13 protein-coding genes are annotated in these 15,337 nt (G+C 52.0%); 6 read left to right on the top strand and 7 right to left on the bottom strand.

The features are described from left to right. Positions 1-15: 15 nt before the first annotated feature. Positions 16-1,080 carry a glycolate oxidase subunit GlcE gene (glcE, locus tag NF212_RS20855; RefSeq protein ID WP_434362862.1) on the bottom strand — a complete coding sequence of 355 codons (1,065 nt, stop codon included), beginning with the start codon at positions 1,078-1,080 and terminating at the stop codon, positions 16-18. Further along, positions 1,073-2,482: an FAD-linked oxidase C-terminal domain-containing protein gene (locus NF212_RS20850; RefSeq protein WP_434362861.1), complete on the bottom strand. Its 1,410-nt coding sequence runs from the start codon at positions 2,480-2,482 to the stop codon at positions 1,073-1,075. Before NF212_RS20850 ends, glcE begins: the two co-directional genes overlap by 8 nt. A 418-nt stretch (positions 2,483-2,900) precedes the next feature. On the opposite strand from NF212_RS20850, the gene NF212_RS20845 reads away from it, so the two are divergent. Next, entirely contained in the window at positions 2,901-3,212 is a 312-nt protein-coding gene (locus tag NF212_RS20845) for an antibiotic biosynthesis monooxygenase (RefSeq protein WP_434362860.1), read from the top strand. 6 nt (positions 3,213-3,218) lie between these two features. Here NF212_RS20845 and NF212_RS20840 read toward each other — a convergent pair whose 3' ends face one another. After that, the gene (locus NF212_RS20840; RefSeq protein ID WP_434362858.1) at positions 3,219-3,923 is read right to left on the bottom strand and encodes a GntR family transcriptional regulator; all 705 of its coding nucleotides are present in this window, start codon (positions 3,921-3,923) and stop codon (positions 3,219-3,221) included. A gap of 305 nt (positions 3,924-4,228) precedes the next feature. Here NF212_RS20840 and NF212_RS20835 point away from each other — a divergent pair, with 305 nt between their 5' ends. The 4 genes from NF212_RS20835 to NF212_RS20820 are packed head-to-tail and all read left to right on the top strand — an operon-like array spanning position 4,229 to position 7,950. Beyond that, on the top strand, positions 4,229-5,557 hold the full coding sequence (locus NF212_RS20835; protein WP_434362857.1) for an ABC transporter substrate-binding protein: 1,329 nt from the start codon (positions 4,229-4,231) through the stop codon (positions 5,555-5,557). 12 nt (positions 5,558-5,569) lie between these two features. Then, positions 5,570-6,448, top strand: a complete 879-nt coding sequence (locus NF212_RS20830) for a carbohydrate ABC transporter permease (protein WP_434362856.1) — start codon at positions 5,570-5,572, stop codon at positions 6,446-6,448. Then, the gene (locus NF212_RS20825) at positions 6,445-7,263 is read left to right on the top strand and encodes a carbohydrate ABC transporter permease (protein WP_434362855.1); all 819 of its coding nucleotides are present in this window, start codon (positions 6,445-6,447) and stop codon (positions 7,261-7,263) included. Before NF212_RS20830 ends, NF212_RS20825 begins: the two co-directional genes overlap by 4 nt. Positions 7,264-7,266: 3 nt before the next feature. Beyond that, complete coding sequence (locus NF212_RS20820; RefSeq protein ID WP_434362854.1) at positions 7,267-7,950, top strand: N-acetylmannosamine-6-phosphate 2-epimerase; 684 nt, start codon at positions 7,267-7,269, stop codon at positions 7,948-7,950. A 228-nt stretch (positions 7,951-8,178) separates the two neighbouring features. Here NF212_RS20820 and NF212_RS20815 read toward each other — a convergent pair whose 3' ends face one another. The 4 genes from NF212_RS20815 to NF212_RS20800 form a co-directional block, all read right to left on the bottom strand. Beyond that, positions 8,179-9,054, bottom strand: a complete 876-nt coding sequence (locus tag NF212_RS20815) for a 3-hydroxybutyryl-CoA dehydrogenase (protein WP_434362852.1) — start codon at positions 9,052-9,054, stop codon at positions 8,179-8,181. Between the two features lie 66 nt (positions 9,055-9,120). Continuing rightward, entirely contained in the window at positions 9,121-10,782 is a 1,662-nt protein-coding gene (locus NF212_RS20810) for a BCCT family transporter (RefSeq protein WP_434362851.1), read from the bottom strand. A 118-nt stretch (positions 10,783-10,900) separates the two neighbouring features. Beyond that, the gene (locus tag NF212_RS20805) at positions 10,901-12,994 is read right to left on the bottom strand and encodes an acetate--CoA ligase family protein (protein ID WP_434362849.1); all 2,094 of its coding nucleotides are present in this window, start codon (positions 12,992-12,994) and stop codon (positions 10,901-10,903) included. A gap of 41 nt (positions 12,995-13,035) precedes the next feature. Then, positions 13,036-14,202 carry an acyl-CoA dehydrogenase family protein gene (locus NF212_RS20800; protein WP_434362848.1) on the bottom strand — a complete coding sequence of 389 codons (1,167 nt, stop codon included), beginning with the start codon at positions 14,200-14,202 and terminating at the stop codon, positions 13,036-13,038. 327 nt (positions 14,203-14,529) lie between these two features. Here NF212_RS20800 and NF212_RS20795 point away from each other — a divergent pair, with 327 nt between their 5' ends. Further along, positions 14,530-15,315 (top strand): enoyl-CoA hydratase-related protein, encoded by a 786-nt coding sequence (locus NF212_RS20795; protein WP_434362846.1) that lies wholly within the window; start codon positions 14,530-14,532, stop codon positions 15,313-15,315. The last annotated feature ends 22 nt before the right edge of the window (positions 15,316-15,337 follow it).

Below are 15,337 nucleotides of genomic sequence, written 5' to 3'. Positions count from 1 at the left end.
CCTGAACAGGTTTCATCATAACCAGCTGTACGATCGGCCGGGATTAAAAATCCCCTTAGGGTCAAATGCCGCTTTTATCCTTTTGTGGATATGCTGCAACGGCAAAGGGACAGGGTGGAATACGTCATCTTGCCGGCCTCCACCTTTAAATTTTGTTGCCTGTCCATTAGCTGTATGTGCAGACGCCTGGAGGGTCTCGGCGTCGTATTTTCCTGAAAGCCAGCGTTGTGCACCGCCCCAGTCAATAATGGATTCTGTGTCAGTTGGCAGGGGCTTTTCAGAGTTAACGGAAAGTCGCCATATTGGTTCGCCGGTCATTTCTTTTAGGGTGCAGTCCCGCAGGCTTTGCCAAAATGCCTCAGCCTCACAGATTCTTCCACCCAGCTTTCGCCACTGAGCAGCCGTCGCCTCTACCGCCGTCCCCGCTCCGGAAAGCCGGACATACAACGTTCCCTGGTACCAGCAAGCAGCACTGACCGGCTTAGGCTGACCAGCCAGGCTGTTCATCATAGTCAGCGCATCACCAGCAGGCAGCTCCCAGCTGACAGTGAGTGTGCACGCCGGTTTCGGCAGGACCTTAAGGCTGATTTCAGTCATAATCCCGAGTGTTCCCAAGGCTCCTGCCTGCAAACGTGACACATCAAATCCGGCGACATTTTTCATTACCTGTCCACCAAACCGAAGGTGCTCTCCGTTACCGTTAATCATCGACACACCCAAAACATGGTCACGAACGGAACCAGCCCACGGCCTCGCCGGTCCGGATTGGTTGCATGCAAGCGTCCCTCCGATAGTAGAAGCCTCACTGAACCTCGGCGGTTCGAATGCCAAAACCTGTCCTTGTTCTGAAAGGGCAGCCTCAAGCACAGAGAGTGATGTTCCCGCACGCACTGTTATCACCAACTCAACGGGCTGGTAGCTGACGATACCGCTGTGACCGGAGATATCTATTACGGGAAGAACTTCACCTGTTGCTCTTCCCATAAAATCTTTACTGCCACCCGCTCGAATGACCACTGGCTGGTTTTCTTCTGCAGTATGGCGAACCTGATCTATCAGGGAGGACGTCAAATCAGCCATGGCGATACTCCTGGCAACGTTTGAGAACCGGGATGCCTTTACCGGGGTTTAGAGTACCGTCAGGATCGAATGCGTCCTTAACCGCGTGAAATTGCCGGAGTTCCGGCTCACTGAACTGGACTTCCATTTGACGGATTTTTTCCACTCCCACCCCGTGTTCTCCGGTAATACAGCCACCTACGGACACACAGAGTTCGAGGATCTTGCCGCCAAACTCCTCGGTTTTCTCAAACTCGCCATCAACATTGGCATCGAACAGGATTAACGGATGGAGGTTTCCATCTCCGGCATGGAACACATTGGCAACACGAAGGCCGTAATGTTCGGAAAGCCTTTGCATCTCCGTCAATACATGCGCCAACTGGCCCCGGGGAATCGTACCGTCCATACAGTAATAGTCTGGAGAGATTCGCCCGACAGCAGGAAAGGCCGACTTGCGCCCTTTCCAAAGCAGTGCCCGTTCCTCTTCTGTACCGGATGTCCTGACTGAAATGGCATTAAATTCCCGGAATACCTGTTCCACCAGGGCAATATGCTCGCTGACTTCCTCACTCGTACCATCCACCTCACAAAGGAGCAGCGCCTCCGCATCTTTCGGGTACCCGGCCTGGGCAAAGTCCTCAGCTGCCCGGATGGCATGTCCATCCATCATTTCAAGCCCTGCGGGGATGATTCCTCGTGAAATCACTCCGGCCACTGCATTTCCCGCATCCTGAACATTTGAAAAACCAGCCATCACAACCTGGGCGACTTCTGGCAGAGGCAGGAGTTTTACTTGTACTTCCGTCACGACCCCCAACAGCCCTTCAGAGCCGGTGATAAGGGCAAGAAGATCCATCCCGCCACAATCCAGCCCGTCACTGCCAATGGTCACCAACTCCCCGTCCACCATCACCATTTCAACAGACAGTATGTTATGGACAGTCAGTCCATATTTCAGGCAATGGACGCCGCCGGAATTTTCCGCGACATTTCCACCAATGGTACAAGCAATTTGTGAGGATGGATCCGGCCCGTAATACAAGCCATAAGGCTTCACGGCTTCAGATATCGCAAGGTTACGCACTCCAGGTTGAACCCTGGCGCTGCGGGTATGGGCACAAATCTCCCGGATTTGAGTAAATTTGGCCAGTGAGAGGAGCACTCCTTCCGGGTGGGGCATCGCCCCGGCACACAGCCCAGTTCCTGCCCCCCGGGCCACGACAGGGATATCATGCTGGTGACAAAGGCGCATGATGTCCTGCACCTGACGTGTAGTAGAAGGTAAAACCACGAGCATGGGCATTTCACAGTACATCGACAAGCCGTCACATTCATAGGGGCGCATGGTTTCCGTATCGGCGATGACGTTATCTGTACCCGCTATCTGACGCAGCTTTTCAGCCAGCTCAAACCTGTCCATATCTTTCTCCCAACCACATCGCTTCAGTTTGCCCAAGTCTTTGCAAGCTTCTTCCGGCAGTTGGATATATATGTAACAGAGATTTTAAATTCGGTTAACTTTTCACCTCTCAAAGACAAAAATTAACGCCACTGGCTTCTTACTGTCCAAGGCACCCAATTGCCATTTCAGACCAATTTTAGACCACATGTTGGAAAACCTGGCTGGATGGCAACACTCGCAACGCTGTGTTGGCTTTTGTGTCCCACTGCCGACGAAAAGGCACTCATTCTCTATCGTCAACCCCTAATCGAGACACGACACTATTTATTTGCACAAATGTCACATATTTGCGAAAAGTACAACGTTAATCGTGTGATAGATTGTGCATGAAGATCAAAAGTGTTCTGCCCCAAATCGGGTATTAGAAGGAACCAGGATGTACGCAAGGGAATGGAAAACCCGCTGCCCAAAGCATCAAAAAGACGGATTCATCCGTTACCTTTACCAGACCGGAATTCGCGAAACCGCCATGACCGATGGCTTTCTAGGCGCACAAATCATGGTTCGGGACTGGCAGGACAGTTCTGAGGTAACCTTGATTACATTCTGGGATAACCTGGAGTGTATAAAAGCGTTCGCCGGGGAGGACATCAGTATCGCCCGTCTCTACCCTGAAGATGAAGTGTTTGAACTCGACCCGGATCCCTTTGTTTTCCACTACGAGGTTGTGGAACACACTTATATCTGATCTGGTTTAAATCAATGCACGGCGAATATCCACTTCAAACTTGTATCGGTCGGCCCGGTACAGGGTCTTGCAAAACTCAATCGGTAATTCCTGAGCTGTAGACATCCGGCGCTCTACCAGCAATGCCGCACTGAACGGTGCTACACCAAGTAACTCAGCTTCTGCCTGTTCGAGCACCGTGGCCTCTATCTGCTGTTGTGCCTGGCTGAGTACGAACTGGTACCGTTCTTCAAGAATGTTATAGAGCGATTTTTCCGACAGCTCTTCCGGGTCAAAGCCGGGAAGTCTCTCCGCCGGCAGGTACACCGTTTCCAGCGCCATGGGCACCTGGTTCGCATGCCTGACCCGTACAATCTTGTAGACATAGCTTGCCGGGGAAACCCGAAGATACTGGCCAATTTTTGGCCCGGCTGCAATCCGGTCGGCAGACAGTAACGCGCTCGAAGGCTCCAACCCTCTCGCACGCATTTCTTCCGAAAATGAGCGAAGCGCAATTTCTTTCTTCTCCCGTCTCATCGCCACAAAATTCCCGGCTCCCGGACGGCGCTCAATGACGCCTTCCTCATCGAGCTCAATCAGACAGCGCCTCAAGGTTTCCCTGGCAACACCAAAGCGCTCGCTCAACTCCCGCTCCGGCGGCAAACGCATACCGGGAGAGCTGTCGGCAACTATCTGTTTCAACATCAACGTGACTTTTTCGCGCTTTGCCATCATGACTCCTTTTGGCTGCAAATTGGTCTAGACCGAAATTTTTAATTCATCTGACAAATAGACCATTACATACCAATAATGCTGACATTTAAGGTTAAAAACATGGATAAACTAACAAATTTATCACTAAACAGTCACATTTTGCTCAATTCATCAATTGAAGAAGCAGACCAAATGAACTATTTGTTAATGACAGGTTAGTTAATAACTCGATTGTAGTACAACCCAACCTCTCTGTGAGAGAGACCGGATGCAAATATGTGAAGGGCATAGTTGTGTCCTGAACCAAACCAGGAGTAGATAACATGGCAGTTAAAAAGGCAGTTTGTGCCACTTTGGCATCAACATGCGCGCTCTTGCTGAGCTCTGCAGTCACCACAGCATCAGCAGCAGTTACAGTGCTTGGCTGGCCGGGTGGCCCTGAGGAAGCTGCGCTTCGGGAAGTCATCAAGCAATACAACGCCCAGTCAGATGTGTCTGAAAATGACAAGGTCGAAGCACTGTTCTTCAACCGTGAAGGTTTCTGGGACAAGTTGCAATCTGACCTTGCAGCCGGGACAACAGAATTCGACGTTAACCTGACCGCAACCTACGCGATTGGCCGATACGCGCCGTATATGGATACAGTAAAGCTCGACAGCAATGAAGCTTTTGATGATTCTGTCCTGGCAACCATGCAGTTTGAAGGCAAGCAATACGGTGTACCTACCGACCTTTCCCTGCACTTCATGTATTACCGTTCTGACCTTATCGACAAGCTCCTGAACGATGAGGGCTGGAAAAAACTCTACGCTGAAATCAGCGAAAAGCACCTTGGTAAAGCAATGACGCCGGTACACCCGGACGAATGGACCTGGGAAGATTACACGGCAACATCGCTGTTCTTCGCCAAATCAGTCAACAAAAAGAGCCCTGTGCGCTACGGAACCGCACTTCAAATGAAAAACCTGTTGTTCAACATGATGGTCTGGCATTCCGGGGCAAAAGCGTTCGGCGGTGACTGGCGTGACACGAGCGGCAATATCACCGTGAACAGCGATGGGTTCCGTACTGCCCTCAAGCGATACAAAACCCTCTACGACGCGGGCGCATCTCCGAAAGACTCCCTTTCTTATGAGTATGCGGAAGCCAATGCGGCATTCGGCTCCGGCCAGGTCGCTACCATGATGCAATGGAATGCGGCAGCAGGTGACCTGACGGATCCGGAGAAGAACCCGAACATCGCCGGTAAAGTGGGCATCACCGCGCCACCTAAAGGCCCGGCTGGCCGCTTTACCCATATCCACGGCCTGGGCTTTGGTATCAATGCTTCAGCGAAAAACAAGGAAGGGGCAGCGAAGTTCCTGAACTGGCTTTCTACCGCAGACGCGGCGAAAGGCTATGCCCTGGCTGGCGGTAACCCGGCACTCAAGAAGTCTATCTCAACACAGATCGCCGATGATCGCCCGGATCTGGTAACGCTCGGTGACTATGCCGGTGCATTCGGATTTGTGATGAACGGTGGAACGGCGGCAAAAGCCCTCAGCATCTATGAGCTCCAGGCCAAAGAGTTCACCGGTTACTGGGCAGGCCAGCAAACTCTGGACGAAGCCTTGCAGAACACTGAAAAAGGCATGGCAGAGCTGCTGAAGTAATCGGACTCATCAATGAACAATAAAGCAATGACATTGCGGGAAAACAGGCTGTTGGTTATGCCAATGGTCCTGTTCCTCCTCGCCTTTTTGGGATTCCCGTTGCTGGCTGATGTGGTCTACAGCCTGTCTCATGTCACCTTTGAAAATTTGCGCAGCCCGGAACTTAAAGGGCTGGGCAATTTTTCAGACGTACTTGCAGACAAAGACTTCTGGAAAGCAACCAGCTTCTCATTTCAATTTGGATCAGTGACAGCACTGGTTGAGTGTGGGTTAGGCCTGTTTTTGGCGGTATTTCTTTCACCGCTCCTGAAACGACGCCCCTGGCTGATGGCAATACTGATGATGCCAATGATGGCAGCACCTGCCCTCGTTGGCCTCATGTATCGTCTGGTTTTGCATGAGTTCGTCGGCCCCGTCCCGTTCTATTTATGGGAATGGTTTGGTGACAGCCCGGCTTTTCTTGATGCCAATAACGCCATTTACACCCTGATGGTGATCGAAATTCTGCAGTGGACACCGTTTGCCCTGCTGCTTTTCCATGTTGCCTATCAAGCGATACCGGAGGATGTGCGGGAAGCTGCGCGGCTGGATGGCGCCAAAGGGTTTCGGCTGTTTTTCAGGGTGGAACTTCCGTTTATGAAAATAGCGTTGTTTACAGCCTTGTTTGTCCGTTTTATCGACGGGTTCAGGGTCTTTGACAATGTCTATGTCCTTACAGGAAGCGGGGCCGGAGGTTCCACCACCAGCCTCTCCATTTATGTTTATCTTGCCTTTTTCAAGCAGGGCAATATCGGCAAGGCAATAGCCGCTTCAATGCTGTTGCTGTTGGCATCATTCCTGGTTCTATTTCTGCTCAACTGGCTATCCAGCAGAAATAAGGAGGCAGCATGAATACGATTAGATGGGCAGTATTTATTGTTGCGGCATTGGCAATGAACTTCCCGGTGTTGGTGACGCTGATTACCTCACTGAAAACAGAATCGGAAATTGCATCAAACCCCGGATTGTGGATTAACGAGTTGACGCTGGATAACTACCGCAATGTCTTTGCGATGTCTGATCGCTTCGACGTTACTGCGTACCTGACAAACAGCGCAATTGCTGCGTCAATCGGGGCCATTTTGCCATTGGTTATCTGTTTTCCTGCCGCATTTGCAATGGCGCGGACAGGCTACGGTACCCGGTACCTGATGCCAGCAGTTGTCAACCTGCGCGCAGTCCCCCTGATTATCTTCGCAATCCCCATCTACATGATGTACCAGCCTCTGCACCTGCTGGACAGCAAGCTTGGACTGGGCCTGATTCTGGCAGTAGTCAACCTGCCGCTGGCACTGATGATGTCCTTGAACGCAATTAATGACATTCCCAGGGAAATAGAGGAAGCGGCAAAAATTGACGGTGCATCAACGCTTCAGACAATGCTGCGCGTTGCTATTCCGCTTTCCCGCTCCATCCTCGCGACCACTCTGGTGTTTGGTTTTATCACGGCATGGAACGAATTCCTGTTCGGCTTGATGCTGACCACCCGGGATGCCATCCCCATGACCGTCGGGGCTTCTTTCTTCTTTGCAGCTGGCGGCGGCGGTGTGCAATGGGGGGTTGCTGCAGCAGTAATGATTATTGGCACTATCCCACCTACGCTCCTTGGGCTTGTGATTTACCGGCAGATTGGCAGCTCAATAATGTCCGGTGCAGTAAAAGGATAAATTATGACAACAGAGTCTATCCTCGATTCTTTGGAAGGCGGGCTGGTAGTATCGTGCCAGCCCATTGAAAATGGCCCAATGGACAAGGACGATATCGTCGTTGCAATGGCAAAGGCAGCAGAAATTGGCGGTGCAGCCGGACTGCGTATTGAAGGTGCACAGCGGGCAGCCAAGGTTAAAAGCGCAGTGTCATTGCCGATCATCGGCATTGTAAAACGCGACCTACCGGACTCAGATGTACGCATCACTGTGTTGGAGAAAGATGTAATCGCCTTGGCCGATGCCGGTGTTGATATCATCGCCATTGACGCTACCGACCGCCCACGCCCTGTCGCATTTGATACCTTGGTAAAACTGGCTAAATCCCGGGGTGTCATGGTAATGGCGGATTGTTCCAATTATGACGAAGGCATCTATGCCGCCGCGCTGGGGTGCGAGCTCATCGGTTCCACCCTGTCAGGGTATACCGGAGGGGAAATACCGGATGAACCTGATTTCCAGCTCGTCAGTAACTGGACTTACATTGGCCTGCGGGTCATGGCGGAGGGGCGCTACAACTCTACGGAATCAGTCGGGCAGGCACTGAAACTCGGAGCCTGGTGCTGTACCGTCGGCACCGCCATTACCCGCACTGAAACTGTAACGGAATGGTACGTCAAAGCCGCCCAGAGCAACTACGAAGGTTAAAAACAATCACACTCCAGCCCAGAACAGTCCTTGCCCTGAGGCTGGAGTATGTCCTGCCCTGACCTTACAAATCGCAAACTGCTTGTGCTGGTCCGGTTTCTGAAATTCCCTTGGTCTTGTTACTTTCCCCAAGAGGGAGGCCATCATTTTCCAACAGATAAAGCTGGCATGAATCCAGATCAGATGCGTAGCCAGCTCTGGATACTCAGCCATAAAAGTTCACCCCTGTTACTTTGGGGTCGGATAAATACGCCAGGAATAACTATGGAATCCCCTGCCGGATTTTCGCCCTAGGTAACCGGCATCCACCTTCTGTTGCAAAAGCACACATGGCCGGTATTTCGGATCTTTGAATCCCTCATAGAGCACATTCATGATACTCAGGCAGGTATCCAGCCCGATAAGATCAGCCAGCGCCAGCGGTCCCATAGGGTGACTCATACCCAGTTTCATAACCGTATCTATCTCTTCTGCAGAAGCCAGTCCTTCATGCAGGCAAAACACGGCTTCATTGATCATCGGAAGCAGAATCCGGTTCGCCACAAACCCCGGTGCATCTGTCACGTCTACCGGTACTTTCCCGAGATCTTCAGCGAGTGCTGTTACGCGGTCAAACACAGGGTCAGATGTCTGCATCGCCCTTATAACTTCCACCAATGCCATAACAGGAACCGGGTTCATAAAATGCATCCCGATAACCCTCTCAGGGCGTGATGTCGCTGAGGCCAGACGGGTTACTGAGATTGATGAGGTGTTGGTTGCCAATATGGTTTCCGGGCTGCATTGCCTGTCCAGTACCTGAAATATCTGCTTTTTTACCTCCTCATTTTCACTGGCAGCTTCGATGACAATATCACAGTGGCTCAGCAGTTCGGTCCCGGTACCCGTCTCGATTCGGGAAAGAGCGCTCTCAGCCTCAGCAGCGGTTAGTTTGTTCTCTTCCACCAGGCGTCTGAGGCTGCTCCCAATTGACGAAAGCCCTCGGTTAACCGCGCTCTGTTCAAGATCGCAGAGCGTCACGGTGAACCCTGAGCATGCAGCAACCTGTGCAATTCCTGCCCCCATTTGCCCAGCCCCCACAATACCAATTGTTTCGAATGTCATGCCCTTTTCCCTGTAAGGTATAAAAAAGAGGCCGACGTGAATGCCGGCCTATCACTGCATTGTCAATCAAGAACCGGACACACCGGTCGTTCCTGTGCCCATCTCTCGGGAAACAGGCGTAATTTCAGCTTCACCATTTTTATTCGTCCTCACCAGAACCGGGTTACCGTCTTTGCTGCAGCGAGCGATCGATGAATGGGACAGCAAGCCACCAAAGTCCCGGTATACCCAGCGGAGAAGCGACATCGACATAACCACCAATACCGGAATCATTGGAAGTGCAACCAGGATGGTGGATGTTTGCACCGCCTTTAGCCCCCCCACAGAGAGCAGTCCTACTCCAACAACAGCCAACAACACTGTCCACAGAATCCGGTTCCAGCGCGCCGGTTCCTGGTAACCAGAGATCTCCTTGGTACAAATTGAGGCCAGCATGTAAGCAGATGAATCCACCGTAGTTGCCAGAAAAACAAAGCAAAGCAACGTAAACACCGGAATGATAACGGTGGAAAGCGGCAGTGTTTTGAGCACGGCAACAACCGTCGCGGGAATACCGCTGGTATTGAGGATCGATTGCAGGTCTATCACCCCGTTAATTTGCAGGTTGACGGCATAGCCCCCCCATATTGCAAAAAACGCCCAGCACCCGATGCTTCCCCAGATAACACCATGCAGGATCAATTCCTTGATGGTTCGACCACGGGAAATGCGTGCAACAAAGAGTCCCATCATCGGCGCGTAGGCAATCCACCACGCCCAGTAAAAAATTGTCCACCCTTCAGGGAACCCTCCTTTAGCTACCGGATCCGTCCAGAAATTCAATCGGAAAAAGTTGTCCAGAAACAGGCCGAAGCTGTTTGACCAGAGATTCAGCAAAAAGACCGTCGGACCGACAACCAGAACGAAAAACAGCAGCACAAACCCGAGAACTGTATTGATATTTGAGAGAGTCTGGATCCCTTTCCCCAACCCGTTGTAGACACTCCACGCAATCATTGCAGTCCAAAGGAACAGGATGCCCATTTGGAGTAAAAAGGTGTCTTCCACCCCAAATATTTCCTGAAACAGCTCGGATACCAACGGGACAGAAAGCCCTAGGGAAGTTCCGACCCCACCCACGATGGAGAACACCACAATAATGTCGATCACTTTCCCTACCGGGCCATCAACTAAATTCCCCAATACTCCCCGGCATGCTTCACTCAACCGAAGCACATTGCGTTTACGGACATAGAGTACATACCCAATAGGCAACGCCGGCATCAGGTAGAGGGCCCAGGGAACCACCCCCCAATGAAACATCGGGTACATCGCTGCCCACTCCGCCGCTTCAGGCGTATTGGCTTCAACACCAAGGGGAAGGCCGGACAACATGTAAAGCGGCTCTACAAAAGCCCAGTTGCAAATCGAAATCCCGATGCCTGCACAAAACAGCATTGCTATCCAGGGGATGGTTTTAAATTCCGGACCTTCTTCCGGAGCACCCAGCTTAATCCTGCCTACCGGGCCAAACGCCAGCCAGGTCATAAAAAACAGGCTTCCGATACCGGATATAAGATAGAGCCAGCCAAATTGCCCAGTCACCCAACCAAGCAGTCCACTTACCACCGCCTTTCCGGCATCGGGGTTGATGGCCAGTGGAATACTTGTTGCTAGAATCATGATGATTGCGGGCAGGAAAACCGCCTTATCTATAACCAGTTTTCCATTATCATTCTCTCTGTTCATACCTATCCTCCTAACGTATCTGCCGATACGTCCTTGTGATGAATCATTCAGAAATGCTCTTTCCTTGAGTATTCTCATCCAATAAAAAAGCCACCATTTGATGGTGGCAATACAAAGGTCACCCCTTCATGCGAACCAGCGCATCGGCCGCTACAACGCCCATCCCTTTCGGGCGGACCATAAGCGGGTTGATGTCCAGTTCCAGAAGATCGCCCCAACGCTCTATAGCAAATTCCGCAACACACATCACCGCGTCTGCAGCCGCCTGTATATCCCCTTCCGGACGGCCTCTGTACCCGGTCAGCAACCGGGCGCCTTTCAGCGACATCAGCGCTTGAGTGACGGTGTCTTTATCCGTGGGCAACAGCAGGGTCTTGCTGTCATTCAGCAGATTAACCAATATCCCCCCGGTTCCAACCACCAGCACCAAACCAAACTGCTCGTCTCGCTTTAACCCGACTATAAGCTCGCCCACAGCATCGGAAATCATGGGTTCAACGAGAAAACGGCAATCTGTTATTCCGCGTCCGACCAGATTTTTTGCCATGGTATCTGCGGCAAGGGCGACTTCCTCCCCGCTCTGCAGGTTGAGCGCGACTGCACCGGCTTCCGTTTTATGCGCAAGTTGCCGGCTGACTGCTTTCACAACCACTGGGAATCCTATAGATTCTGCAGCCTCTGCTAACCCGGACCGGTTTGCAGTTTTTCCCCAAGGTACCGGCATGCCATAAGCCCCAACCTGTAACTTGGACTCCCATTCATCCAGCAACTGGGCTTTCCCATCTTGAAGCAGTGCCGCATGGAGAAGTAATTGATCCGGGTTGGTCATTGCCTCCACTGATTCACGTCGTCTCCCGTAGTGAACCAATGCGGCAAGCGCCGCCAATCCCTCTTGCAGTCCCTGCATCGGGGCTATACCGGCGTCAATAAGTCGTTCCCTCACCGCCTCTGGCAAAAGCTCACCGAGATTACTCAGGACAATGGCCGTTTTATTTCGCGCCTTATGTGCAGCAATCATGGCGTTAACAGCCACCTGCCACTCACGGTCACTCCCAATGCCGGGTTTAGGGAAGTCCAGTGCCAGGATATTGGTGTCACTCTCACCATCCATCATCATGCCGAAAACCTGGGTTGACCCCTCAAGATCCCCCCAGATAGAGGTGTTGTAATCCAGCGGGTTACAAAGGGTTACAAACCCGGGCAGGATGCCAGACAACTTTTCAACCTGCGCCGCAGTCAGAGGAGGAAGGGTAAGCCCGGCCTTGTCCAGAGCATCCGCCATCAGTGCTGAATCCGCGCCGGAGCAGGTAAGAATACCGACACGGTTGCTGGGTGGTACCTGGCAAACTGCCGCCAGCTTGAGGGTTTCAAGCAGTTCAGCCTGGGAATGGACACGCATAATGCCAAGGCGCTCAAACATGGCCTGGTACATATCATCTGAACCCGCCAGGGAGCTGGTATGACTGAGTGTCAGCTGTGTACCAATTTCTGATGTCCCAGCTTTCAGCACCACCAGGGGCACACCTTTTTTCAGCGCCTTTAACGCGGCACGACTGAACCCTGCAATGTCTTTCAGTCCTTCGATGTAAAAGCCGATGGCTTTGACCCGGTCGTCTTCCAGCAAGGGTTCGATATAGTCTCCGGCTCCCAACACCGCCTGGTTGCCGACGCTGATTAAATGAGTAATCGGTACAGACCGGTCCTGCATAGTGAGGTTAAGCGCCAGGTTACCGCTCTGGCTGATAATCGCTACACCGGTTTCATGCCTTCCGCCCGACAGCCGATCAGGCCACAGTGCCACCCCACTGTTGAAATTAAGCAGGCCATAACAGTTCGGACCTACAACCGCCATGTCTTCCGCAACATCCACCAGTTGTTTTTGCAGCGTTACTCCATCACCGCCGATTTCAGCAAAACCTGCCGCGTAACAGACTGCACCGCCACACCCTTTTTCAGCGAGTTCAGCAATGACCGACACCGTGAGATCTGCTCGCACAGCCACAAACGCGGCATCCGGTACAGCAGGCAGATCTGCAACCGATGCGAAGCACCGAACACCGGCAAGTTCGTGGTATTTGGGATTCACAACCCAGATGTCGCCTTCAAAACCCACTGACCGGGTGTTTTGAATAGGTTCCGCCAGGCTGGAGCCACCAATAAAGACGATACTGCGAGGCGACAACAACCGCCTCAGGTTAGTGTCTAGGGACATATAAACCTCATTTACCTTCGAATCTTTAACTGCTTTCCGCGCTACCAGCCGGTGTATATATCCATGCCGCGTTTCTTTATCTGCCCACCGATAATCACTCGCTGGATTTCTGAGGTCCCTTCCCAAATCCGGTCAACCCGTGTATCGCGCCAAAGGCGCTCTACAGCCTGCTCACGCATATAACCTCGCCCTCCCAGAATTTGCAGGGCCCTGTCACATACACGCCCCACCATCTCAGAGCAATGGAGCTTGAGCGCCGCTGCTCGGGCATGGTTTCGCTTGCGGTCTTGGGTTTGGTCTATCTCCCAGCTCAGCCGGTAAAGCATGGATTTCGCAGCCATAATCTCTACCGCCATATCAGCCAGCATGAACTCGATAGCCTGGAAATCCCTGACAGGCTGGCCAAACTGGATCCGCTCAGCGGCAAACCGGTTAGCCTCTTCTGCTGCTCGGATAGCCCCACCTACACAGCGGGCAGCAATACCTAACCGGGCTTCGACAAACCAGTCTTTGGTCATGTCAAACCCCTGGCCGATATCTCCTAGGACTTTGTCATCACCAACAATGACGTCAGTAAAAGTAAATTCAGGATGTTTAAATGCAAAATGGTGGGTATAAAGCGGCGTGCGCTTCACCTCCACACCCGGGAGGTTTTTGTCGACGAAAAACACCGTGGGTTTTGCCGGATCACCGTCTACATGGGCATGAACCAACAGGTAATCTGCTATGTCTCCAATGGTGACAAACCACTTTTCACCATTAATTTTCCATCCCCCATCGACTTTGTCAGCCCGCGTTACACATTGGGTGGGATCGGAGCCTGCATCAGCTTCGGTGATAGCATAGGCGTCACGTCGGGCCCCCAGGCACGTTGGAATCAGGTATTCTTCTTTTTGTGCTTTTGTTGCAAAACGCATTGGGTAAGACGGATACCAAAGCGCGTCCCAGATAGCACCGGTCGCTTTGCCAAGCTGCTCGTTCAGCAGGGTCTGCTCAAAAATGCTGAAACCCTGCCCACCGTCCTCTTTACTGTGATTGGGCGCGTTAAACTCCCACTCCAATGTAGAGGCAATGATCTTCTGGTGCGTCTCCCGGCTGATGCCATCATTGACTTCACACTCCATCTCATGGGGAAAAAGCACCTGCTCGGTAAACTCTTTGGCTTTGGCCTGCAATTCAAGATGCGCATTGGATAAGTTGAAATCCATCTTGGTCTCTCCGCATTGTCGTTTTAATACGCCGTCATTCCTGGCAGTAAAAACACTCCCTTCTCCCTCACAACCCAAAAGGTGTGAAGACCCTTGACGACAAATTACGCCAATGCAGAAATCGATTTTTTACATTTGACGACATCATGATTTAACAAGACGACAACATTTCACTTCGCCGTTACATTCCTCGCCAACACTGTCGCTGTATAGCGTAAACATGCCGCTGGATATCAAACCTCACATACAGCCCGTCATTTAATGTTATTGAATCGTTAAGCGCGACTTTTCGCGTGTCGCTTCTGTGTAGATCTAGAGGGATGAACCATGACCGACGCTGTTACAACGGAACCAAGGGGAGCTGTTCTCCTTGTTACCCTTAACCGCCCCAAAGCCAACGCCATCGATTGCCAGACCAGCAGGACGCTTTACAACGTTTTCCGTGCCTACCAGGAAAACCCGTCCTTGCAGGTCGCCATTCTGACCAGCGCCGGAAACCGCTTTTTTTCTGCCGGCTGGGATCTTAAAGCTGCCGCAGAAGGTGAAGCGGTGGATGCCGATCACGGCCCTGGAGGGTTTGCTGGGTTAACCGAATACTTCGGCCTCACCAAACCGGTAATTGGCGCTATTAATGGCATGGCGGTAGGAGGCGGCTTTGAGCTTGCGCTTGCCTGTGACCTGCTCGTAGCTGCAGACAATGCGCAGTTTTTTCTCCCGGAGGTTCAAATTGGCATCGCACCAGATTCTGGTGGTGTATTTCGATTACCTAAACGCCTGCCGCGCGCATTGGCTATGGAAATGCTGCTTACAGGCAAACGCCTTAGTGCACGAGAAGCGCAAATGTGGGGCGTTGTAAATACAGTCGTGCCGGCCGACCAGTTGATTTTTACCGCGTGGAAATTAGCCGAAACCCTTTGCACCGGAGCGCCCCTTGCCCAGCAAGCAATTAAAGAACTGGTTAACCAGAGCGATGGGATGGACATTGACAGCGCATTCCGCCTGCAGCGCAGCGGCACGCTGGGCAGTTACCGGAAAATGCTGGCCTCCGACGATGCAAAAGACGGGATTAACGCATTTAACGAAGCCCGCCAGCCAATCTGGCAAGGATCATGACCTAAAAAATCAGTGGAGAAAT

Source organism: Parasalinivibrio latis, assembly GCF_036825535.1.
GTDB classification, from domain to species: domain Bacteria; phylum Pseudomonadota; class Gammaproteobacteria; order Enterobacterales; family Vibrionaceae; genus Parasalinivibrio; species Parasalinivibrio latis.
Note: the sequence above shows the minus strand (reverse complement) of the source record. Positions and strands in the feature narration are given on the sequence as shown.